18 protein-coding genes and 1 tRNA gene are annotated in these 23,296 nt (G+C 60.3%); 6 read left to right on the top strand and 13 right to left on the bottom strand.

Annotated elements, in window-relative coordinates; translation table 11 throughout:
• Positions 1-2: 2 nt before the first annotated feature.
• Together CJ178_RS27995 and CJ178_RS27990 are read right to left on the bottom strand one after the other, a co-directional pair.
• Positions 3-1,235, bottom strand: coding sequence for a lipopolysaccharide biosynthesis protein (locus tag CJ178_RS27995; RefSeq protein ID WP_143547546.1), 1,233 nt, complete (start codon positions 1,233-1,235; stop codon positions 3-5).
• 38 nt (positions 1,236-1,273) lie between these two features.
• Positions 1,274-2,269, bottom strand: coding sequence for a glycosyltransferase family 2 protein (locus CJ178_RS27990; RefSeq protein ID WP_143547545.1), 996 nt, complete (start codon positions 2,267-2,269; stop codon positions 1,274-1,276).
• A gap of 230 nt (positions 2,270-2,499) precedes the next feature.
• On the opposite strand from CJ178_RS27990, the gene CJ178_RS27985 reads away from it, so the two are divergent.
• Positions 2,500-3,435, top strand: a complete 936-nt coding sequence (locus tag CJ178_RS27985; protein WP_143547544.1) for an endonuclease/exonuclease/phosphatase family protein — start codon at positions 2,500-2,502, stop codon at positions 3,433-3,435.
• Positions 3,436-3,669: 234 nt separating this feature from the next.
• Positions 3,670-5,463, top strand: a complete 1,794-nt coding sequence (locus tag CJ178_RS27980) for an alpha/beta hydrolase (RefSeq protein WP_143547543.1) — start codon at positions 3,670-3,672, stop codon at positions 5,461-5,463.
• A 271-nt stretch (positions 5,464-5,734) separates the two neighbouring features.
• On the opposite strand, the gene CJ178_RS27975 is transcribed toward CJ178_RS27980, so the two are convergent.
• The 11 genes from CJ178_RS27975 to CJ178_RS27925 all read right to left on the bottom strand — a co-directional run bounded on the left by CJ178_RS27975 (position 5,735) and on the right by CJ178_RS27925 (position 19,629).
• Positions 5,735-6,517 (bottom strand): glycosyltransferase family 2 protein, encoded by a 783-nt coding sequence (locus CJ178_RS27975; RefSeq protein WP_095888475.1) that lies wholly within the window; start codon positions 6,515-6,517, stop codon positions 5,735-5,737.
• A 276-nt stretch (positions 6,518-6,793) separates the two neighbouring features.
• Complete coding sequence (locus CJ178_RS27970) at positions 6,794-7,723, bottom strand: MazG family protein (protein WP_095888474.1); 930 nt, start codon at positions 7,721-7,723, stop codon at positions 6,794-6,796.
• Positions 7,720-11,346, bottom strand: coding sequence for a transcription-repair coupling factor (mfd, locus tag CJ178_RS27965; RefSeq protein WP_095888473.1), 3,627 nt, complete (start codon positions 11,344-11,346; stop codon positions 7,720-7,722). The genes CJ178_RS27970 and mfd overlap by 4 nt, the downstream gene beginning before the upstream one ends.
• Before the next feature lie 103 nt (positions 11,347-11,449).
• Positions 11,450-13,993, bottom strand: coding sequence for a glycosyl hydrolase 2 galactose-binding domain-containing protein (locus CJ178_RS27960; RefSeq protein WP_095888472.1), 2,544 nt, complete (start codon positions 13,991-13,993; stop codon positions 11,450-11,452).
• A complete protein-coding gene (locus tag CJ178_RS27955; RefSeq protein WP_095888471.1) occupies positions 13,993-14,979 on the bottom strand; it encodes a DUF1839 family protein in 987 nt (328 codons plus the stop codon). Before CJ178_RS27955 ends, CJ178_RS27960 begins: the two co-directional genes overlap by 1 nt.
• Positions 14,979-15,935, bottom strand: a complete 957-nt coding sequence (locus CJ178_RS27950; protein WP_045069309.1) for an amino acid--[acyl-carrier-protein] ligase — start codon at positions 15,933-15,935, stop codon at positions 14,979-14,981. The genes CJ178_RS27955 and CJ178_RS27950 overlap by 1 nt, the downstream gene beginning before the upstream one ends.
• Positions 15,932-17,122, bottom strand: coding sequence for an acyl-CoA dehydrogenase family protein (locus CJ178_RS27945; RefSeq protein ID WP_045069307.1), 1,191 nt, complete (start codon positions 17,120-17,122; stop codon positions 15,932-15,934). The genes CJ178_RS27950 and CJ178_RS27945 overlap by 4 nt, the downstream gene beginning before the upstream one ends.
• Positions 17,119-17,361: an acyl carrier protein gene (locus tag CJ178_RS27940; RefSeq protein WP_095888470.1), complete on the bottom strand. Its 243-nt coding sequence runs from the start codon at positions 17,359-17,361 to the stop codon at positions 17,119-17,121. The genes CJ178_RS27945 and CJ178_RS27940 overlap by 4 nt, the downstream gene beginning before the upstream one ends.
• Positions 17,358-17,831: a holo-ACP synthase gene (locus CJ178_RS27935; RefSeq protein ID WP_095888469.1), complete on the bottom strand. Its 474-nt coding sequence runs from the start codon at positions 17,829-17,831 to the stop codon at positions 17,358-17,360. Before CJ178_RS27935 ends, CJ178_RS27940 begins: the two co-directional genes overlap by 4 nt.
• A gap of 335 nt (positions 17,832-18,166) precedes the next feature.
• On the bottom strand, positions 18,167-18,808 hold the full coding sequence (locus tag CJ178_RS27930; RefSeq protein ID WP_033234297.1) for a ScbR family autoregulator-binding transcription factor: 642 nt from the start codon (positions 18,806-18,808) through the stop codon (positions 18,167-18,169).
• 188 nt (positions 18,809-18,996) lie between these two features.
• Entirely contained in the window at positions 18,997-19,629 is a 633-nt protein-coding gene (locus CJ178_RS27925) for a TetR/AcrR family transcriptional regulator (protein ID WP_033234408.1), read from the bottom strand.
• 184 nt (positions 19,630-19,813) lie between these two features.
• Here CJ178_RS27925 and CJ178_RS27920 point away from each other — a divergent pair.
• From CJ178_RS27920 to CJ178_RS27905, 4 genes are all read left to right on the top strand, one after another.
• Positions 19,814-19,884 (top strand) — tRNA-Gln (locus tag CJ178_RS27920).
• 10 nt (positions 19,885-19,894) lie between these two features.
• Positions 19,895-21,394, top strand: coding sequence for a bifunctional UDP-N-acetylglucosamine diphosphorylase/glucosamine-1-phosphate N-acetyltransferase GlmU (glmU, locus tag CJ178_RS27915; protein WP_045069304.1), 1,500 nt, complete (start codon positions 19,895-19,897; stop codon positions 21,392-21,394).
• The gene (locus CJ178_RS27910) at positions 21,391-22,371 is read left to right on the top strand and encodes a ribose-phosphate diphosphokinase (protein WP_033234295.1); all 981 of its coding nucleotides are present in this window, start codon (positions 21,391-21,393) and stop codon (positions 22,369-22,371) included. The genes glmU and CJ178_RS27910 overlap by 4 nt, the downstream gene beginning before the upstream one ends.
• A gap of 249 nt (positions 22,372-22,620) precedes the next feature.
• Positions 22,621-23,289, top strand: a complete 669-nt coding sequence (locus tag CJ178_RS27905) for a hypothetical protein (protein ID WP_072782650.1) — start codon at positions 22,621-22,623, stop codon at positions 23,287-23,289.
• The last annotated feature ends 7 nt before the right edge of the window (positions 23,290-23,296 follow it).

The raw sequence follows: 23,296 nt of genomic DNA, 5'->3' as shown, positions 1-23,296 counted from the left end.
CATCAAACCTCATACTGAAATACCCGTTTTCTTATCGAATCCCGACGCCGCGCTACGCCGAATACCGCCGCGATACTTGCCGCTGCCTGCGCGATACCAACCGTGAGCGCAGCACCCACAGCTCCCCACAAATGGCAGGCGAAGGGCAAAATTGCCATCACAACAGCGGCGAACAGACCGTTGATCACCACAAGCGGGCCGATCTCGCGTCGTGCACGCTGCAACGCCGACCACACGACGAACATCGTCCGCAACAACGATCCGAGTGCGAGCAGCACAACTACGAGTTCCGCGTTCAGATCGAGATACTCGGGATTGAGAATTCCAAAGATCACGGGCGCCGCCAGCGACAGGAGAATGCCTCCCACCGCTACCAGGACCGAAACACGAACGAACAACACCAGCGCCATCTTCGAACCTTCACGGGGGTTCTTCGACGCGTGAACCACGAGCGACGTTCCCATCGCAGAACCTACGAACTCCAGTGTTTGAGCGATGCTCATCGACAGAGAGAAGACCGCACCCTGCACAGGCCCCGCGTATGCCGTCACCAGGAAGGGCATCAGCAGAATGACACCGATTCCCATCGCCTGCGTGGGCACCGCCTGCTTGCACATTCGGACAACCTCGGTTGCCGCTGCCTCTGCCGTCCACGTTCCTTGGCGTGCACTCGCGGTGCGCTCCGACACGATGCGCCCGATGAACACGCGCATCGCCACCACTGCGACCCCGCCTACCAACACTGTCGCCATGACAATCGGTTGCCAGTTCGCCAACCACACGAGCAGCAGAAGGACTGCGATTCGGCCCAAACTGACGGCGCCGTTGACCAGTGGTTGTCTCCGTGCTTCGTCCAGGCTGGTCAATGTGCTGTTCTGCAGAACGAACAGTCCCCAGACGATTACTCCCGCGAATACCATCGCAGCAACGGGGATCGAAAATCTGACCTCGGAAATGAACACCACGGCTGCGCCCGCTGCGATAATGCCTGCAGGAACGGACAATAGGTAGAAAACCCGCAGACCGCGTCGAAACACTGACGGTAATTCAGGGCCAGCTGCCGGCATCATCGAGTTGAACACGTCGCCAACACCCGTCCCGATCACCATGGCAGGTGCGGTTACCAATGCCAACAATGCGGTCATAACGCCAAGTTGCGCGGGCGGCAGGATCAGCGCGGCAATAGCCCAAAATCCCATTCCCAGAGCAGCATTGATGACTTGCGCGGATGCCATCGACGCTGCATCGGAATAGATTCGTGGTCCGTCCGCCATCACGACGGCCCTGGAAACCGTGAGCGCCGAAGGCCGATTGCAGTTGCTGATGCAGCACCCAGTCCCGCGGAACCAATTCCCGCCATCAGCGCGGCAGCCTTGGACGCCGACGCATTTCGGCCACCGGCATACCTTCTGACGCCCTGGGTCAAGACGGTTCGAACGTAACTACGCTCGTCGGAGAGTTCGTCGGAATTGTTCTCGTCGTGACGAAGTTCGACCTTTCCCTTTCCTTCCGAGTAACAGCGCCTCAGAAAAAACCGGAAGGTGCTCCTGTGTTGCGGAATTTCGTGATCGATCACGGCAGTGGGCACGTAGATCCAGTGAAAATCCTGACCGTGCTCCGACATTCTGATGCATAGATCGGTGTCTTCTGGTTGAGACCGATTTCCTTGCTTGCCAAACCCCACTCGAAAGCCACCGACCGCGCGGAAGACCTCGGTTCGGACCGCCATGTTGCCGCTCCACACGTTTCGCACCCTCGAGGTAACGACCGGCATTCCGAGGAACGACTCTCCGACAACCCAACCGAACTCGTCAGGGAACCAGTTCGGCTTGGCCGATGCCCAGACCGCGCGGTACCGACCGCCGGTGCCCACAACCGCCCCGTCGACGAACGGCGCCATTAACGCCGCCAACCAATCGCGCTCCGCGATCTCGTCATCGTCGAGGAAAGCCGTATACGGCGTAGCCACAAGTTCGACACCGGCATTGCGCGCACCCGACGCTCCTCCTGGACCATTCTCATATGACACAACGGAGATTTCGGGCAACTCACGTCGAAGCCGCTCCACGAGTTCGGGATTGTGATCGACGGCAACGATGATCTGGTCCACTGGTACGGACTGGGCGACAACCGATCGAACTGCGTTCGTGATCCCATGCCAACGCGCCATCGAGTAGCAGGCGATCACCACACTGACAGCTGTGGACACCGGATCCACGCCAGCCGTCGACGCGCAGCCTTGTCGAGCACTGTCATTTTGTGTGAGCACGATCACCCCTCTGGACTCTTTGCCGACTGAACTTCGAGGCTCTTCACAGGCAAATCACCCAATTTCTGCCCGGAATCGGGTCGGGCACAACGCCCTCAACACCTCAATAAGCAAACTATTGGTTTGTTTGTCTGGTTTAACACCCTCAATCTCCCCGTTTAAGGTGTCACCACAACATACCCCAGTAATGTTCCAGCGATCATCTTTGCAAAGTCGGGTACAACCGACTGGTGACCTTTCTCAGATGGATAGGCTGGGCCATGTTGGCTGTAACCGGCGGGCTGCTCCTACTTCGATACCTTCCACTCCGCCACCCCGGTCTGATCTCGCTCGTCGTCGCCGTGCCCTACTTGCCGTTCGTGATGCTGCCGGCGACGGTCGGGCTGCTGGCAAGCCGCGAGTGGATCGGTTCGGCCATCGGCATCACCCTGATCACACTCACCCTCGGCACTCAACTCACAATCCCCGGATCACCCCCTCCCACAGGGGACCAGCTACGAGTCCTGTCGATTAATGTCGCCAAGGGAACTGCCGAGTCACAATCGACACTGACCACGGCACGCGAACAGAATGCGGACATCGTCGCCATTCAAGAGTTGACACCAGCCTTCCAACAAAGGCTGACCGAGGGTGGGATCAACGACGCTTTCCCTTATTCCATTGTTCGAGCTGGCCAGGGAGCCACCGGCACCGGACTTTGGAGCAGGATTCCCCTCGCTCACACCCGAGAGTTGGATAACTTCGGATTCGCGTGTGTCGCCGCTACCTTCGAATTCGACGGTGCCATGTTCGACATCGTCGCGACCCACATCACCGCGCCCGTCCAGGATCAAGATTCCTCCGCATGGGTCTCGGACCTCGCGGAAATCAGCAATGTGATCCAATCGAATCCGTACCCCACAATCATCGCCGGCGACTTCAACTCGACGTTGGACCACAAACAGTTCCGCGATGTACTTCACCTGGAAACCGCGGATGCTGCTCGACAAGCCGGACGCTCGTATGCAACAACATTTCCGGCCGACTGGTCACTTCCTCCGTTCACCGCACTCGACCACATCCTGGTACCGAAGCCCCTTCGCGCTACCGATTTCCGAACGGTGCGCGTGACGGGATCCGACCATCTCGGAATCGTCTCCACCTTGGCATCGCGGGGGTCCCGCTGACACACCGCTGCGCAACCGAGGCAATCATTCAGCAATGTTAAAACAAACCTGTATATTGTTTTTCCGTAGGTAAAAAGTCATCGAGTTTACGGGCGATTACGGCATCGACATCTCCAGTATCGAGTGCGGGTTCGCTGTCGATGGCGACATGACGAGGCACAGAGGACTCACATGCTGTCAGCTCGAGCAGACGATCGATCCGGTTCACCATCCCGCGCGATGGAATCCCGATCGATGGCGCAGAATCAGCCTGGTCCCACCGGTCGGGTGACGTACAAGATTCACCCGGTTGTCGGCGGTGGAAAGTTCACCACGTGGTTCGGTCCCGAGACCGCTCCACTACTCGGCACTCTTCATGTTCCTGCGGGGGGTACAGCGCGCGGAGGGGTCGTGCTGTGCCCCCCTGTCGGGAAAGAACACGTCGATTCCTACCGTGGCCTCGTCTTACTGGCACAAAAACTATGCGCGCAGGGCCATCTCGTGCTCCGCTTCGACTACTACTGCACCGGCGATTCTTCGGGGGAGCAAACCCAGGCAAACGCGGTCGAACTCTGGGAGTCCAGCGTTCGCGAGGCGGCCGGATATCTTCGCCGGTGCGGAACCGACACGGTGACCGTTCTCGGACTTCGCGTCGGTGCGCTGGTAGGTGCGCGAGCGGCAGCTGACATCGACGGGGTCAATGCACTTGTCCTGTGGGATCCGGTGGTCTCCGGCCGCAAGTTCCTGCACCGACAGAAAGCTCTTGTGAGCCTCACGAGCAGGACAGACGCCGAGCAGCAGTATGTTTCACTCATCGGGATGGCTCTCCACCGATCCGCCGCACAACAACTTTCAAATATGGACCTCACATCAACGCCGATCGATTCGTCGGTGCGCGTCCTGATCGCCACCCGTCCAGAACACGCGGACAACCGCGGAATTACACGTTTGGTCGAGCGGACCGACGCCGAGCACTTCGTCGTGGACGAGCAGATCGAGTTCATCGAGCCAGCCGATTTCGCCGTACGAGTACCGGCGAAGACAATCACGTCGATCGCCGACTGGATCGACGCGGCAACCACCCGCAAACGTTCATCCGTGGCAGTGCAGCTTCGAGACTCGGCCAATCTTGTCGACCCCCGGTCCGGAAGAACTGTGACAGAACAGCTTTCACACCGCGGAACCCACAACATGTTCACAATCCAAACGACACCGGCAGGAAGCGCGCCTGGTGGACCGACGCTGGTCGTTTATGGAACAGCATCGGAACATCGAGTTGGCCCCAGTCGCCTGTGGGTAGAACTCGCCCGCGCGTTGGCTGCTCACGGCGTCAGTACCATTCGCTTCGATCGCGCGTCAACCGGCGAAACCTGGCCTGCTGACGATCACGAGATCAGTACAATCTACACACCCGAACAACGAACAGACGCGGTTGATGTGGTCGAGCTTGCTGGCGCACCAGCCGGGAATCTTATTGTCGCCGGACTCTGCTCGGGATCCTGGAGCGCAGCGATCGCTGCGGCCGAAGTCGGCGCTCGTCACGCAATACTCGTTAACCCCCTGCGATGGACTACACGCCAGATTGAGTTCACTCGAAGTCACGAGCTCGCAGGCGATGTCCCAGGAAAGCGATCTCTGGCACTCCGCGCGCATGATGCTGCTGTCCGCTTCAAGAACGTCATACGAGATCGACTCCCCTATCGCCTATGGCTTCAGTTGGGACAAATCGGTCTGGTCCAAGTGCCAGAGGTGCTCCTGCGCCCACTGAGCATCGCCGGCGTGAATGCCACTGTGCTGTTGTCACCTGGTGATCACCGATGGTTCTTGGAGAACCGCGGACCCACCGGACTCTCCCGACTGCAACAACTTCCGGGATCGGTAGACACACGATTACTCCCCGCAGGCGATCACCCACTCATCGGTTACCCGATCCGGGAATCTGCGCGAGCCGAAATGACATCTGCAATTCTTGACGCATTTGGCATCCGCGAAACCACCCTGCCCAATGAACCTCAAGACTTCGCTAACGCCGTCGGAATCGCCCGCTGATTCCGGACAGAAGTCCAACACCACGGAACTGTTGGCATGGGCACAGACCACAGTCTCTGCCGGAGCGAAGATGTTGGTGAGCAGATTGCGGATGGCCGCAGCGGCATCGGCGGTCGGGATCAAATGCACGAAACAGTGGCATGGGACAATATTCACACATTAATAGCTGCGTTCCCGTGAAACGATCCAAGAGGGTGTTTCAAAGCATAAATGAGACGGATGCCCCGCCCTCGATCGAACGATGGGCGGGGCGAGACGACGCAAATACTTGTTAACGTTTGGTGGACTTTCTGCCTGTGACACGTCGCTCGCTACGAATAGTCCGAAGCACTCTGAACCCGTCGCGAACAGCATTCAGATTGCTCTCACCGTGAATGCGGTCCCGCTCGTAGCTCGGGACTTCTGTGATTTTCAGACCTGCGTTGGAAACACGAACGTTGATCAACGTTTCGATCTCGAAGCCATCCCCCCATTGAGCATCGGGAGCAGCGGTTTCTGGGAGGTCCATGACGGGGATGTGATGACGCCAGAAAGCATTGTAGCCGTAGCAGAGATCGCTGAAGGCTGCGCCGAACTTGATGTTGACGATTCCGTTCAACGCCTTGTTGCCAAGCTTTCGTGAGAACGTGATGTCGTCACTACCTCCACCCAGTGCGAACCTCGTCCCCTTCGCGAAGTCAGCACCGGCAATGAGCGCCGATACGAACAGAGGGATTTCAGCCGGATCCGTAGACCCGTCCGCATCTATCATCACGACGATGTCCGATGTTGCGGCCAAGAATCCGCACGCGAGTGCGTTGCCTTTTCCTCGCCGAGTCTGCGTGACGATCGTGGCCGTCGGCCACAGCTTCCTGGCAACCTCTATCGAATCGTCCACCGAATGTCCGTCCACGAATACGATCTCGTCGATGTTGTCGGGCATCCGCGCTGCAACGTGTGGAAGGTTCTTGGCCTCGTTCATAGCTGGAACTACAACCGTCACACTCGGACGTCGAGGGCTCGTGCCATGTGCCTGCCGGCTTGCTCGGATGCTCTCACTGGTGTCCACGCTCATTGGTACTCATCTCCCCGTTTCGACCCCCGACGGCTTAGACCGCGGATAACGTAGTAATTCTCAAGCAATCACCTTGATGGCCAGCCTGGTTTTGACTGCCCGATGGTGACACTCGACAGCTCGCCCCACCTCTAACGAACTCAACGTCCGGTACCCAAAATCCCCAAATAGGCGTGCACCGGTTTGCGTTTCGAACGTAAACATACCTCAGGTTTGTTTTATTTGCAGCCTAGAATCAACGTGATCCGGCACCCAGTTACGAAATGGCAATCCAAATCATTCAGTGGCTGACAGTCGCCATGCCGCGCTCCAACGATCGAGAGGTGGGGTCAAGCAATCCACCGGGGCACGATCGACCTCGTCGACGTGGTTCTTGACGTACTGCTCCGCCACTCGAAAGCGGTCCGCGAAGCTGAGCGCTTTCATCCGCAGCAACCCGTCGAGGTCGCGCATCTGTGTTGCCATCGCAATCAACTCGACTGGTATCAGTTCCTCCGGGAACCCGGCACGAGACACTCTGGACACATACTGCTCGACCAGCCTGAATGCAGGTTGACTCACTGCGACACCGTCCAATTCGGAGGCGCGTCTCTTCTCTATGGCTTTCATCTCGTCCCACGCACGCTCCTGCGCAGCGACGTCGATATCACCCGACGGATCGGTCGCCAGATGGGGAGTTCGATGAGTCAGTTTTACAATCAGTCCGCGAGCGACGTCGTCGATATCGAAAGCTTCCTCACCTGGTACAGCCTCGGCAATTCGTGAATGAAACAGAACCTGCAACAGTAGGTCGCCTAATTCTTCCCGCAATGTCTGGCGGTCACCGTCCACGATCGCGTCGAGCACCTCGTATGTCTCTTCGAGAAGGTAGCGAACCAACGATTCATGCGTCTGAGCAACTTCCCAGCCCTCATAGCTCCACAAACGATCCATCAGGCGACTTGCCGCGACAAGTTCATCACCTTTGAGTGCTTCAGCTGCGATCAGCCGTGCACCTCGCGCAACTCTTTCGACGGCGCCCTCACCGTTTGGATTCGACGTCACATAGACAGCGGCTCCCGGAACGGACGTCGGAAGTGCACGACGAGTCGAATGTGGCACATCGTCAGCTATTTCGATCGGATCGCGTAGCACGGTCAACGCGTTCACTGGTATTGAATCCGGACGTGTCGCGTCCAGTACGACGACAACCGACTCGTAACTCATGCCTCCATCACCACGGCACTCGCGGCGCGACCGTCGATCGCCAGGATGAAATCGGCAATGTACTGCAGCAATTCCACATCGCGCAGGCGATCGGAACCCACTCCCCCGGTTCGCGGCAGTGGCAGCTGCACCAAGCCTGTCGTCGCCCGATACTGCGCGCTCGGATAGATCCGCTTGAGCCTGATCTGCTTGGAATCGGGCAGCGACATGGGCGAGATCTTGAGTTGAGTACCGGTTACCGCCACTTCCTCGAGTTGGTACTCGCGGCACAGCAGCCGCAGCTTCGCCACCGATACCAGTCGACGCACTTCTTCCGGTATCGGGCCGTACCGGTCAACAAGTTCTTCTACGACGGCAGCGATGCCCTCGGAATCTGTTGCGGCAGCAATCTTTCGATAACCTTCGAGACGAAGCCGATCGCTGGTGACATAGTCCGGCGGAATATGTGCGTCGACGGGTAGATCGATGCGAACCTCTTTCGGGCCCTCGTCGGTCGTGATCGGGAGCCCGTCAGCGGCGGCGCGGTAGGCCTCGACCGCCTCGCCGACCAGGCGGACGTACAGGTCGAACCCGACGCCGGCAACGTGTCCGGACTGCTCGGCGCCGAGGACGTTACCGGCGCCGCGGATTTCGAGGTCCTTCATGGCAACGGCCATACCGGCGCCGAGATCGGAGTTCTGCGAAATGGTGGCAAGGCGATCGTATGCCGTTTCGGTCAACGGCTTCTCCGGCGGATACAGGAAGTATGCGTATCCGCGTTCCCGGCTGCGTCCGACGCGACCTCGCAACTGGTGGAGCTGTGAGAGGCCGAGTGAATCAGCGCGCTCGACGATCAACGTATTCGCGTTGGAGATATCGAGACCCGTCTCGATGATCGTGGTACACACCAGGACGTCGAAATCTCTCTCCCAGAATCCTTGAACCGTTTTCTCGAGAGTGTCCTCGTTCATCTGACCGTGGGCGACCACAACCCGCGCTTCCGGTACCAGTTCACGGATTCGCTTGGCAGCCTTGTCGATCGAGCTGACGCGGTTGTGAACGTAGAACACCTGACCGTCGCGCAGGAGCTCACGCCTGATGGCGGCCGCGACCTGCTTGTCTGCATACGCCCCGACGTACGTCAGAATCGGATGACGCTCTTCCGGCGGGGTCAGAATGGTAGACATCTCGCGGATGCCGGCCATGCTCATTTCCAGCGTACGAGGGATCGGCGTTGCAGACATGGTCAGAACATCGACGTGGGTCCGCAAGGATTTGATGTGTTCCTTGTGCTCGACGCCGAATCTCTGTTCCTCGTCGACGATCACCAAACCGAGGTCCTTCCACCGAACCCCGGTCTGCAGAAGGCGATGTGTGCCGATGACGATGTCGATCTCGCCCTCGGCCATGGAAGTGATGATTTCCTTGGAGTCCTTGGCATCGGTGAAGCGCGACAATCCGCGTACCTTCACCGGGAACGACGCCATCCGTTCGGTAAACGTCTGAAGATGCTGCTGTGCCAGCAGAGTTGTCGGAACCAGGACAGCCACCTGCTTACCGTCCTGTACCGCCTTGAAGGCGGCTCGCACAGCGATCTCGGTCTTGCCGTATCCGACGTCACCGATCACGACGCGGTCCATCGGGACGGCTTTCTCCATGTCGCCCTTGACTTCACTGATCACGGTCAGCTGATCGACCGTCTCGGTGAACGCAAAGGCGTCCTCGAGTTCCTTCTGCCACGGAGTGTCGGGGCCGAATGCATGGCCGGGTGCTGCCTGACGCGCGGCATAGAGCTGCACGAGTTCGCCCGCGATTTCACGAACCGCTTTGCGTGCCTTACGTTTTGTGTTCGCCCAATCGGATCCACCGAGCTTGCTCAGCGCGGGCAGCTCACCGCCGACATAGCGGGAGAGCTGATCGAGCGATTCCATCGGCACGAACAACCGGTCCCCCGGATGGCCTCGCTTGCTCGCAGCGTATTCGATGACCAGGTACTCACGCCTGGCCCCGCCGATGGTGCGTTCGACCATCTCGACAAAGCGGCCGATACCGTGCTGATCGTGAACGACCATGTCGCCTGCGGCAAGTGCAAGCGGATCCACTTGGTTGCGACGCTTGGCCGGCAACCGCTTACCGTCGCCCACTGCCGCAACTCGATTGCCGGTGAGGTCGGCCTCGGTGACGACAACCATTCCGGGAACGTCGCCGTCGCCGTGCAGAACCAGACCGTCGTGCAACGATCCACGCAATACCGAGACCTGACCGCGTGCCGGGACCGCACCTGGCTCAGCCATTGTGGCCGGAACCTCGGCCTCACCGAGTCGTTCGAGGACTCGTTTTGCCGTGCCGGAACCGGCAACAACCACGGCCGCGCGTCCACCCGTGGTCACGTGCGCACGGAGGCTGACGAACAGCTCGGCAAGAAGATCGTCCGACCCACGCACCTGTGGGGCAGGCTGAATCGGGAGTTCGAGTTCTTCACCACTCCCCGATGCCAGCGGGCTGACGGTCCACCACGGACGCCCACCCGCTTCTGCGGATTCGCGCACCTGACGCAGCGACCGGTAGGCAGACGCGCCGAGCCCCGAGTCGCCGCCGGCGAGGATGGAGGTGTCGAGGGGTGCCGCGCCGCCGATGGACGCCGCAGTCCACGACGCTTCCAGGAACTCCTGCCCGGTGCGAACCAAATCCGTTGCGCGGGTGCGCACTTTCTCCGGGTCACAGAGCAGAATGTGGGTTCCGGCGGGAAGAACATCGGAAAGTAATTGCAATTCACCAGGTTTCAGCACCGGAAGCAACGCCTCCATGCCCTCCACCGGAATACCCGCCGAGATTTTGTCCAGCATCTCCACCAGCGAGGCGTCGGCCTGGTTCTCTGCGGCAATCGCGGCAGCCCGATCCCGAACGTCGGGGGTCAACAACAATTCACGGCACGGCGGCGCGATGACGAGGTCGACGTCGATATCCGGTAGCGAACGCTGGTCGGCAACGGAGAAGTAGCGCAGCTCCGAAACTTCGTCGCCCCAGAACTCGATGCGAACAGGGTGATCCGCGGTGGGTGAGAAAAGGTCGAGAATGCCGCCCCGCACTGCGAACTCGCCGCGCTTGCCGACCATGTCGACGCGGGTGTACGCCATTTCCACCAGCCGGACCAGAACCGACTCGAAGTCGATCTCGGTGCCGACGCGCAGTGTGATCGGCTCGATCTCACCCAGCCCGGGGGCCATCGGCTGAACCAGAGAGCGCACGGTCGTGACCACAACCCGCAGCGGCGCACCGTACGAGGAATCGTCAGGACGAGCAAGGCGTCGGAGAACCTCGATACGCCGCCCGACGGTATCCGCGCTGGGCGAGAGCCGCTCGTGAGGCAACGTTTCCCACGACGGGAACTGTGCAACCGATCCGCCGATCATCTCGGTGAGTTCGGCCGTCAGATCGTCGGCTTCACGACCTGTTGCGGTCACCAACAGCACTGGCGTTCGCGATGCAAGCGCGGCCGCGATGAACGGCCTCGCCGGTTTCGGCGCAACGATGTCGAGGGTGGCTCTACCGATCGCCTCGGTCACCGAGGCGAAGGCCGCGTCTGCGAGCGCGGCCTCGGCAAGGCCGGCAAGCGAAGTCTGGGCAGCGGGCAAGGCAGTCAACGAATGCGCTCCTCGGCGGTGACGGCGAGCTGCGGACGAACAACCCGAGCGTCACCCACCAGCGGTGGCGTGACGCCGAGTCGATTCTATCCGCGAGCGTGCCCTACCTCCGCGGAACCCGCTTGGTCGACGGTTGCCGAGGTGGATCGGCAACCAACGGCGGGCTGACCGGGGCGCTGGAATGGGAATTGAGTGCTCGAACGCGACCGATCACCATCTTCGCCTGACCGGTGCGACGCAACCTCACCGTCCGTGCACCGCCTGGTCCGAGATGAAACCAGGAATCTTCGGGCTCGAACCCCTGCAGGTCCAGCGACACGTATTGCGCCGTACCTTCCGAGGTGACGTCGACAAACCAGTCGTCGCCGACACTGCGGGCAATGGCGGCGAGGCCGACGGTGCGTTCCAGGGGTCTGGCCGGGCTTCCCAACAGATGCACAACTTCGTCGATAACCACGCCTTCCTCGTTCTCGAGAGTGATGGTGACTGCGTCGTAGTTGCGCGGCCCGAACTTGAAGACGTGCGTGAGATCGGTGAATCGCCCCACCACCTCGTCGACCGTCAGACTCCGTTTCCCGTGGGCGTCGACCTTGACGGGCGCGACCACATCCACCGGGACCACACCAGACCTGTTGTGCGCTCGGATACGGATTTCGGCAACCACCGGGTCACCGGTCTCGTTGATCACGTCGAGCCGGAGTCCGTCCAGACCGTCGTCGGTGACAATAAGGGCCACGGGTTTCGAGTACCGCCGGAGCACGTACCACGGAGCCTTCGGTGTGCCATGCCAGTCGAGGACTCCCCACCCTGGCCCAGGTTCGAGATCCATCAAAGCCAAGGTCAACGCACCGTCACAACCGGAATCTGCTCGACGCCAGTAACCGAGTGCTGCGCCGAAGGCCTCGCAGATCGCCGCACGCCCCAAGTCGAGATAGCGTTCCGGATCGGACCAGCGAACCTCACTCGGATCCTCGCCGAACAACGTTCTGACGTAGTGATCACGAACGTCCTCGAAGTCCCAGGACGACCCGTTGTCCCGTGGCACAGCAGCCTTCCACGACGGGTGGTGGCCCGCTACGGACACAGAGCCGAACTCGTTCTCGACGGCAGTGTTCGACGGCGGAATGGAGAACGCCAGGCACTCCGTTGCGAAGCGCACCCGCGCGCTCAACACGTCGTCGAGTGGACGCCGGTACCCGCCTATTCCGAAGTAGTGGGCGATACCGGTGCCTACGTGAGTGGCCAGTGTTTCACGGTCGGGCGGTGCGGACGGAGACGAAGTGACGTACTCGAGTCCCGGTGCGAGTTCCTCGAGCATCGCAGGCAAGCGGGAATGAATGATCGAGATGTGCTGATCGACCAGACCGAGCATGGTCGGTTGCTGTTCGGTTTCACTTCCTCCGCAGAAAACTGCGAGCGCCGGGTTGCCACCGACCTGTTGCAGGAACGCACGTACCTCGGCGGCAAAGAGTGCAAAGAACTCGTCCGTGTCTGGCGGATCGAGCGTCGCGAGCATCGCGTCCTGCCAGACGAGAATGCCCAACCTCGAGCATTCGTTCCAGAAGTGATCACTCTCGTAGACCATGGTTCCGGGAATACGCAGCATGTTCACGCCGGACGCTGCACAACGCTCGAGCACCGACGTTGTTTGCGCCTCGCCTTGGAAGGAGACGGGATCGGTGGGCACCCACACCGATCCCCGGCAATACACGTCGACCCCATTGACCGATACTCGAAATCCACCGCCGGTTCGATCTACCTCGAGACTACGAAAACCGATGTGCCCCAGGTGGAGCACATCTCTGCCCACGTCGATCGACACAGAGTATCGATGCGGCCGACCGTGCGTGTGCGGCCACCAGAGATCCACATCAGGAATTTCGACGACGCCGGATACGACGGCAAGTCCACCGTCTCGCGATGTCACGGTGAGGGAACCACGAACGTTTCCGACGGTCACCGGCACTGCCGTGACCGTGCGGGGCAGACCCGTGAGACGCGCCGAGATCTCGACGGCCCCGGACGTTCCATCGACGGTAGCGTGAAGAGTCCGGGAAACGACGCTTGCCTTGCCGACGTCCAACAATCGAATACCCCGCCACGGCCCCACCGGCACCGGCACACCGGCGAATACGGGTGCACTCCCCAGCAGTGTTGTACGTATCCATCGCAGGCCCTGCTCACGCACCAACGACGAACGCCATCGGCCACGAGGCCGACGCGTACTCAGAACTGTTGCCAGAGAATGAAAGTGGATCGAGAGTGTGAATTCACGACTCTTGGCCGCCTCACGGGTTACGACTACCTCACCGGGAACGAACATGGACTCAGAAGACAAGACGACAGTGTCATCGACCCAGACGTCCGCGCCCGCCGTCAGCCCCTGGAGGTGGAGCAGCCACGACCCCTCACCGGCCGTGGCAACCCTCGTGACGAACCACCAATCACTGGCGTCGGCAGCCACCCGACGAGCCGCAGCGGAGCCGTCGGCTTCGCGGACCGCCCCGGCCACCGTGCCCGGCACCGTAGCCGGTAGCCATCCCGTCATTCCCGACAGCTGCGCGGGATTCACGATTTCGCCGGGTTGCGTTGCGATACAGCGCCACTGCGCTTCCTCGAGAAGATCTGTAGCGTATTTCCGCGGCATCACACCAACCTGAGATGTCGCTGGGAATCAACTCCGACAATGGAGGTGATGATGTCCATGGACTGTGTCCAGGTCACCGCCATCTCGTCGAGTTGATCACGGGGATCCACAACGCGCCCCCTCGCCGCACGCGCCATCTGAAATTGCACACTCTTGGCGCCCGCAGCGACACTGCGGAACCCCGCCGCCGCCTGCGCTGTACCGGAAAACCCTGACGCATCGAGAAATTCGCTGACATCGCCGGCAAGTTCAGCGCTGGCGCCGCACTGCCTCAGCAACCCGAACGACCACAGATGGAATGCCTCCATGCCGGCTGTGCGGATCCACTCCGAATCCTCGACGACCCTGCGCCCCAGCTCGCGTACCGGATTTCCCGGAGGCCGAACTGCCGCGTTCCGACGAGCTACTTCTGCGATGTTTCCCGCGTTCATCTCGTGAACGGGCGAAAGACGGACCTGCTCGACGTAAGGAACGAAAGGCGGGATGCTCGAACGATCGAGATCGAACACCCCGGAAAAATCGTCGCCCCGAAGCACATAATATCCACTGTTGTGGAAGTACTCGAGTTCTCCCGCTACTCGATCGATCCGGTTGGGGACAATTGTTGTCTTGGTATGCGTCTCATGGTAACTCGTACCCAATGTGTCCGGCAGCCAGTAACCGTCGACCTCCACCGTAGACAGCATTCCTGCCTCGAGGTTGTCCTCGACGTGTATCAGTGGCGCGCGCCAGACGTTCATCTCGGCAACGTCGATCCCGTAGAGCGCAAAGATATCCTCGGCCTTGAACTTGAGGAACGTCCACTGAGCACCGTCGAACCTTGACGCAAACGCACATGCCATGGCGGGAACCGGGTCGAGGCCGAGCGAATGCAGAACCTCGATCCAGAGATCCAGGTAACAGTTGGTCTGCGCCCACACCCGGTCCTCGTGATGCACGGCATGTGAGTTGTAGCGATCGGGGGTGATATCGAGGAGTCTGGCCATCACAAACCCATATGTCCACGGACGCCGCCTGGCCAGGCAGCAATGTCAAGACCGTGTGTTCGCAAGAGAGACAGAGCGATTCGCTCCATTCCGAAACCGACGCAGGAACTGTGCGCAACCTCCCCGTTGGCGGTAGTGATGTCGAATGTCTTGCCGAAGTGATCGAGGTGGTTGTTGGATGACACGATTGCCGTACCCTCGTCGAGATCGCCGTACAACCGAACTGTCAGCTCCGTCTTCAGGTTTTCATCGCGTTGGTTGGCCGCCAACATCCGGCCGGCCCTTCCGAAGAACGGATCGTTGGCAATGACCGGCGTGGCATCGAGGCCGAGGTCGCCCAAGACTCCCATTCCGCGTTCGATCCACTTTTTGCGGTGAGCTGCAGCGGCGTCGGCGTCGCCGATCGTCACGAACTCGTGCATGCGGAACGCCTGCATACGGGCTGGATCGATGGCCGGTTCGTGCCGAAAGCAGAATCCGTAGATATCAAGAAGCACTCCGCCTTCGGGCAACTCACCCGTGTACTGAGCGTAGGCGGGGTGGCACGCGGCCGACACCAACATCGTCTCGGTCGGTTCGAGATAGCGATCCCACGATTCACCGTTGGCGCGATCTGCGAGCAACTGTGAGTGATCACGATTGCTTCCGTTGAAAGTGTTGATGGCACCGGTCAAGTTGGGGAACGACGCGATGTAATCGGTGCGCTCGAAACTCGTGCGAGGAAACACCGGCGGAAAGCGCAGACGCGTTGCTGCGGATCCGGGACCCGCAGCAACGACCACGCGGTCGATTCCGTCGATGATGTCCTCGAACAACCCGGAACGACCGTAAAGACCTAGAACATCTGTCTCGATGAGAATTCCGGCACTCAGCAATTCACGCTGAAACTCGGCCCTGGCAAGATCGAGTTCGGAAGGGGTGGAATCGGTCTCGGCGTTCACGAAGTCGGTAGTCACATTGTTCCTTGGTATCCGATGGCCATTTGAGCGGACCCAGCCATGATGCGATCGTTGTTCACCATCACGGCAGCCCCGTGGGCATCACGGAGATGCCGCCCGAGCGAGAACTCACTGTCTTCTCGGTATCCGGAGATACCGCAGATCAACATCGTCTGACCGACAATCTCCACCACAGATCTCGATGTGGCGACCTTCAGGTTGTTCATCGACAGCGAGAACCCGACACTGTCGGTTGTCGTCGCCCCATCCAGTTCGCCGCGAGCGCAGACGGCGCGGTCGTAGCGACTGGCGGATGCATCAACCAGGTCCGCGAATTGTTGCGCAGTGGAAGCTGTTTCAGCCAGTCGCAGCGCTGCCGGCGACGAGACTCCCGGCTGCTTGCGCGCCGCGGCGCGCACGTACTTACGCGCCTTGTCGAGTGCCGCGTCAGCGATGCCGAGCCACACCGAACTCCACACGACGTGCGAGACGGGCAACATCGTGTTGGTGGAAATGTCGGCGTACGGAGTATCGATCATCATGTCCGGCGTGGACGTCGCCCGCAGGATGTACCCGAGGCTGCATGTTCCCCGCAACCCGAATGCGTTCCATTCGGCAGTCTTTTCCAGTGTGAGATCCCCGCTGCGACAGACAACAAGAACCTGATCGTTCGGCTGACTTTCCGGCGAACGTCGGGCGGTGACCAGAATCGCGTCTGCATGCTCGCCGTACGAGATCACCGGCGCGTTCTTGATCAGCAGCAGATGGCCACCGAGATCCTCTACAGCGCAGTAACTTCGGCTGACGTCGCCGCCGATTCCCAACTCCGTTGTTGCCGATGCGAGCAGCAACTGCTTTTCGACGGATTCGACCACGAACGCCCGCAGCGCCTCGGTGTTGCCGTGCTTGACCAGGGAGTAAATCTGCGTCTGATGCATCGCAAAGATCATTCCGCTGGACGCACAGCGTGATCCGATGATCCGCGCGATGGTGGCAACCTCACGCAAGGACAAGCCGTCGCCACCGAGCTCGGCAGGAACGGCGACAGAGAGCAGACGCTGCTCGCGCATCGCAGCAACCGCCTCGACGGGGAATCGAGAGTCTTCGTCCACCTCGGCCGCCCACACGGCAGCAACTTCGTCTGCGACACGGCGTGCCCGATCGAGGGCGGGCTCGACAATAACGTCGGGATGCGGAATGCTCACGCTTCACCCAGGCCGATCAACGCACTCTTGATCGCCCTGACGCTGGCAAAAGTGCTCTTCCGGAGCAACTCGTCCGGGAATTCGATATCGAACGAATCTTCCAGCGCCAGCATCACATTGACACTCGCATGGGAGGTCAAACCCAACGCGTACAGATCGGCGTCGATGTCGATTGTGCCGACGTCGACTGCAAGCCGACCATGCTCCATGAGCACTTTGCGAATTGCCTGATCACTCATCGGTGACTTAGTCCTTCTGTTTGTTGCGAACCGCCGCGATGCATGGCAATCACCATGGCGATAGCGACGTCGGCCTCATGCGAAATAGACACTTGAAAATCCTGAAGATCCTGTGCCACAGCAAGTTTTGCTGCTTCGCCGAAAAGCTCTACCCCACATCCCCCCCACAGCTCACGCGTAATCTCGATGGAATTCCATGGAATTGCTGTGTCCGCGGGCCGGAGAACCTTGACCACTGCTTCCTTCGCGGCAAAGCGCGCCGCGAGTCGCTGATCCCTGGCAGCCCCGCTGCAGATCTCCAACTCGCGTGCGGTGAACGTCCGCTCGAGGTATCGGCTCCCGAACAGATCGATACTTCGACTGACATCCACGACATTGACGACGTCGCAGCCGATCCGGGGGGTCGCATCGAATGTTGCTGACGAAACAGCCGAAACTGCCGAAGTCCCCGACGGTACAGATTCACCCATCTTCGATACCCCTTTCATCGATGGACCGGGCGACCCCCTACCCCGCCCGGTACACCGACTTCGTCTCGAACAATCGAGCTTCCCTGACCGATCGACAGGTTGCAGCAATTGTTCAGCTACTGGAAGAACATACCGCAACGTCGAGCAGGTCGGCAAGATCGGACCATCGGACATTTAGTTACGGGATAAACATACTCTGAGTTTGTTTCAAAAGCCCAATATAGGCCAACACCACTTCCGTGACACGATTAGATCCACACAAATGGGAGATACATCCCACCAACTGTCCAGGTCACCGACCCGAACGCCATTCGGACCGTCGAAACCGGATTAACTCAGTGGTCACTACTTAGACGCCGAGCAGCAAACTGGCGGAAGTATTCGACCTTCGATTCCGGAACGACGACCGGAAGAATGATGTTCCAGGACGTCTTCATCGACTCAGACAAATCACGCATTGTTCCCGTAGCCGAAGCTATCAATCGGACACCCGTCACCATTTGCAACAAGAAGCGCGCAATGTCCGAAGAGTCGACGTCGGATTTGAGGTCACCTTCATCGGCAGCTCTGGTGGCGAGTTCCCGGAAAATATCGAGCCAGACGTCGAACGTTGCCGGACCCGATCCACGGTAGTCACCGATTTCGACCAGCAAACGGAACGTGGCACGAACAAGTACGTCATGTGCGGCAGTATCGACTGCCACCGACGAGACACCGATCAGCGATTCCAGTGCTGGTGTTCGGCGGTCCAGCCACAATTCCGACTTGGCGTCGAAACGAGCAGACCCTTCGTCGATTACCGCGCGGGCGAGCTCTTCCTTGGAACCGAAGTGGAAGTACAGCGCCCCTTTGGTCACCTGCGATTCGGCGATGATCTCGCTCAGACTGGCGTTTGCATATCCCAGACGCAGGAAAACCCCCGCTGCACCGCGCAGTACCGAATCACGAGTGGCTTCCGCCCGCTCCTGCCTCACCATCGATCCGGCCTCCAGTCACCACACATCGAACGAATCCTCACCATTACCCGTTCACAGCGTCAAAATGGAAGGCGCTTTGCAACAAAGAACACCCCACGCAAACAAACCACATTTGCCCATCGAACGATCGTGATACAGCCAACACAGCTTAGACTGCGCTCCATACTTCGGCGACAGGCACGCCTGCGTTAACCCTCTAATTGCGGATCGGCCTCGAGATTGGTGAGGCCGTTCCAACACAGATTCACGAGGTGCGCGGCCACAACTTCCTTGGACGGAGTGCGCTCGTCGAGCCACCACGTGGCTGTGGTCGACACCATCCCAACCAGTGCCTGCGCGTACATCGTTGCAAGTCCCGGGTCGAATCCGCGCCGCGAGAAGTCTCCGGCCAACAGGTATCCCACCTGACTGATGGCGTCGTTGAGGAGACTGGAATAGGTGCCGCTCGGCGCCACGACGGACGAATCACGAACCAAGATCCTGAAGCCGTCTGTGTGTTCCTCGACGTATGTGAGCAACGCCAGCGCTACTCGCTCGACTCGAACTCTCGAGCGGTTTTGCGACAACGATGACGTGATCATCTCCAACAGTCGCGACATCTCGCGATCCACGACCACGGCGTACAAGCCCTCTTTACCGCCGAAGTGCTCGTAGACGACAGGCTTCGAGACATTCGCCCGCTGCGCGATTTCCTCGACCGAAGTTGCTTCGTATCCACGTTCGGCAAAAAGTGCCCTGGCGATCTCGATCAACTGCTGACGACGCTGTGTTCCCGTCATCCGCACCCGAGCTGCCCGTTCAGGTGCGCGATCACTGCCCATCGGATTGGGAACCGTCGCCATCATTGCCTCTCTCCCCACACGGCGGACGGTTGTCACCGCACCGCTCTCAGCAAGCCTATCGGCACTGCTCGACCCGAAAACGGAGGAGCGGTTCGACCTAGACCGGGTCGGCATGCGATTATTCTTGCGCGTAATCCGCCGCAAGGTTCGGAGAGCGTGGCAATCCGCCGTGGTGTAATGGCAGCACCTCTGATTTTGGTTCAGATAGTTCAGGTTCGAGTCCTGGCGGCGGAGCCGGTAGTTGATGATCGACAAGAGGGAGCTCAAACAAGTGCAAACCGCCGTGATCGTTCTCGCAGCGGGTGCAGGCACTCGGATGAAGTCCAAGACCCCCAAGGTGCTCCACACTCTTGCCGGCCGCACCATGCTCGCGCACTCCCTCCACGCTGCCGCGTCGTTGAATCCGACGCATTTGGTGACCGTCGTCGGCCACGATCGCGAACGGGTATCCGAAGCTGTGGCATCCGTCGCCACCGACTTGGATCGCGCGATCACCATCGCCGTTCAGGACGAGCAGAAGGGCACGGGCCACGCGGTCAGTTGTGGACTCGAAGGGCTGCCCGCAGATTTCCGCGGCACGGTACTCGTGACTGCCGCCGACGTCCCGCTCCTGGACGGCACCACCATCGCGGACCTACTCGAGCGCCACATCAGCGCGCCGGCAGCCGCGGTGACAGTCCTGACATCCACGGCGTCCGACCCCACCGGGTACGGCCGGATCCTGCGCACCACCGACGGTGAAGTCAACGCGATCGTCGAGGAAAAAGAAGCGACGGACTCGCAGCGTTCGATCACCGAGGTCAATTCCGGCGTCTACGCATTCGATGTCGAGACGCTTCGCGATGCGTTGTCGTCCCTCGACTCCAACAATGCTCAGCACGAGTTCTATCTCACCGATGTGATCATGATCGCCCGTCGCGCCGGAAAGCGAGTCCGCGCTCAGCACATCGCTGATTCGGTTCTGGTCGCCGGTGCAAACGATCGCGTGCAGCTGTCGACGTTGGCACGTGAGAAGAATCGTCGAATCCTCGAGAAGTGGATGCGGGCGGGCGTCACCGTTGTCGATCCGTCAAGTACGTGGATCGATTGCGACGTCACTCTCGAGCAAGATGTGACGCTGCTTCCCGGCGTGCAGTTGGCCGGCACCACGTCAGTGGGCGAAGACGCTGTGATCGGCCCGGATACCACTCTGACCGATGTCACTGTCGGTGCAAGGGCCGTTGTCGTCCGCTCGCACGCAAGCGAGTCGACAATCGGCGACGACGCCACTGTCGGCCCCTTCGCGTACCTACGTCCGGCCACTTCCCTGGGCGCTCACGGCAAACTCGGTGCGTACGTGGAGACCAAGAACGCCGAGATCGGCGAACACTCGAAGGTTCCGCATCTTACCTACGTCGGCGACGCCACCATCGGCCATCACAGCAACATCGGAGCGTCGAGCGTCTTCGTCAATTACGACGGGGTGACCAAGCGCCGTACTGTGGTGGGGTCGCACGTGCGAACCGGCTCGGACACCATGTTCGTCGCTCCGGTTCACGTCGGGGACGGCGCGTACACCGGCGCCGGCACCGTCTTGCGATTCGACGTTCCGGCTGGGGCTCTTGCGGTCTCGGGCGGTAAGCAACGCAACATCGAGGGTTGGGTCGAGAAAAATCGACCCGGTACTCCTGCGGCCGATGCAGCAACGGCTTCGGAATCAGAGCGCACAGATCAGCAAGTACAAAAGGATGGCATGAACCAGTGACTGCGAATTGGATCGACAACCAGAAGAACTTGATGTTGTTCTCGGGTCGTGCGCATCCCGAGTTGGCTGAGCAGGTTGCGAAGGAACTCGACATCCGAGTCACCCCGCAGACTGCCCGCGATTTCGCGAACGGTGAGATCTTCGTTCGCTTCGAAGAGTCCGTTCGTGGATCGGATGCGTTTGTGCTGCAGAGCCATCCGGCGCCGCTGAACACGTGGGTGATGGAACAGCTCATCATGATCGACGCCCTCAAGCGTGGATCTGCAAAGCGCATCACCGCGGTGCTGCCGTTCTACCCGTACGCCCGCCAGGACAAGAAGCACCGCGGACGCGAGCCGATCTCCGCTCGCTTGATCGCGGACCTGCTCAAGACCGCAGGCGCCGACCGGATCATCACGGTCGACCTCCACACCGATCAGATTCAGGGTTTCTTCGACGGTCCGGTCGACCACATGCACGCTCAGGGCCAGCTCGCCGAGTACGTGCGCGACAACTACGGCACCGACAACATCTGCGTCGTCTCCCCTGATGCCGGCCGCGTCAAGGTTGCCGAGAAGTGGGCAGATGCCCTCGACGGCGCGCCGCTGGCGTTCGTGCACAAGACGCGTGATCCGCTGGTCCCGAACCAGGTCAAGTCCAACCGCGTCGTCGGTGACGTCAACGGCCTCACCTGCGTGCTGATCGACGACATGATCGACACCGGCGGCACCATCGCCGGCGCCGTCAAGGTACTCAAGGACGCCGGCGCTGTCGACGTCATCATTGCCACCACCCACGGCATCTTCTCGGATCCGGCAGCCGAGCGCCTGGCTGCCTGCGGCGCCAAGGAGGTCATCACGACCAACACGCTGCCGATCCCCGAGTCGAAGCAGTTCCCGACGCTGACGATTCTGTCGATTGCACCTCTGCTCGCACGGACCATCAAGGAAGTTTTCGAGAACGGTTCTGTGACTTCACTGTTCAACGGCAGCGCATAGTCTTTCGCGTTACCGCGGGGCGGGCGCGTATCTGTGACCAGACGGTCACGGGTACGCGCCCTTCGTGTTTCACGGGGACGCTCATCTGTTGAACCAGACCGAGAGGTCTTCACGAAACCATTTGTGCGACACACAAATACCCGAGAATCGGACAATCGGCATGATCTTGGTCACGCCTCCGGAGAGAATCCCAGGTCGACGCCGAGCTGGTGTTCACCTGCCCGCAATCTTCGCCTAATGTGGCTCGTCGTGATCGACGCGCAAACCCTGGAATCTCGTTCGGCATCCCGGCCCGAATCTCATTCACCGAATTCTTCAGCTCCGACGGTCCGGCGGTGGCGCCCAGGATCCTGTGTCTGGTGTGGTGACGACAACTCCGTAGAAATGTTCCGCAACGAACCGCGCTGCGAACGGTGCCGCGAAAACGAAGGCATCATCGACGACGCCAAGCGATTCCTCGGCATGTACGGCCTGCGTCCGCTCGGCGGAACGCTGCAGTCCGACGACGACGAAGAGCGTGAATACCGCGTCACGGCACGCGAAGCTCGCCGCGTCCTCAACGAAATCCGCATGGACGTTCTCCCCGACGCTGCCGCTGTCCGCAAGGCCATCCGCCCGCGCGCGGCCACCGTTGTTGCCGACACGTCACCGGCACGCGCTTCTCGCCCCTCCAGCACGGGCACTGCGACTCGCGTTGCCGCTCCGGTGAAGACGGACACCGTCGACATCAACACGCTGCAGACGCGCGTTCTGGGGCTTCTCGATCAGCTCGGTTCCATCGACGAGCAGATCAAGGTCGCCGAACTTGCCCAGGGTCTGCCTGCTCGTGCTCGCCTGAGCGATCTCAACAAGCAGAAGGCAACCGTGCTCCGCACACTCGCTGCTCTCGAGAAGGCGCGCATCGCCGCCTCCAACTAATTCCACC

It is taken from the genome of Rhodococcus sp. ACPA4 (assembly GCF_002300185.1).
GTDB lineage: Bacteria > Actinomycetota > Actinomycetes > Mycobacteriales > Mycobacteriaceae > Rhodococcus_F > Rhodococcus_F globerula.
Note: the sequence above shows the minus strand (reverse complement) of the source record. Positions and strands in the feature narration are given on the sequence as shown.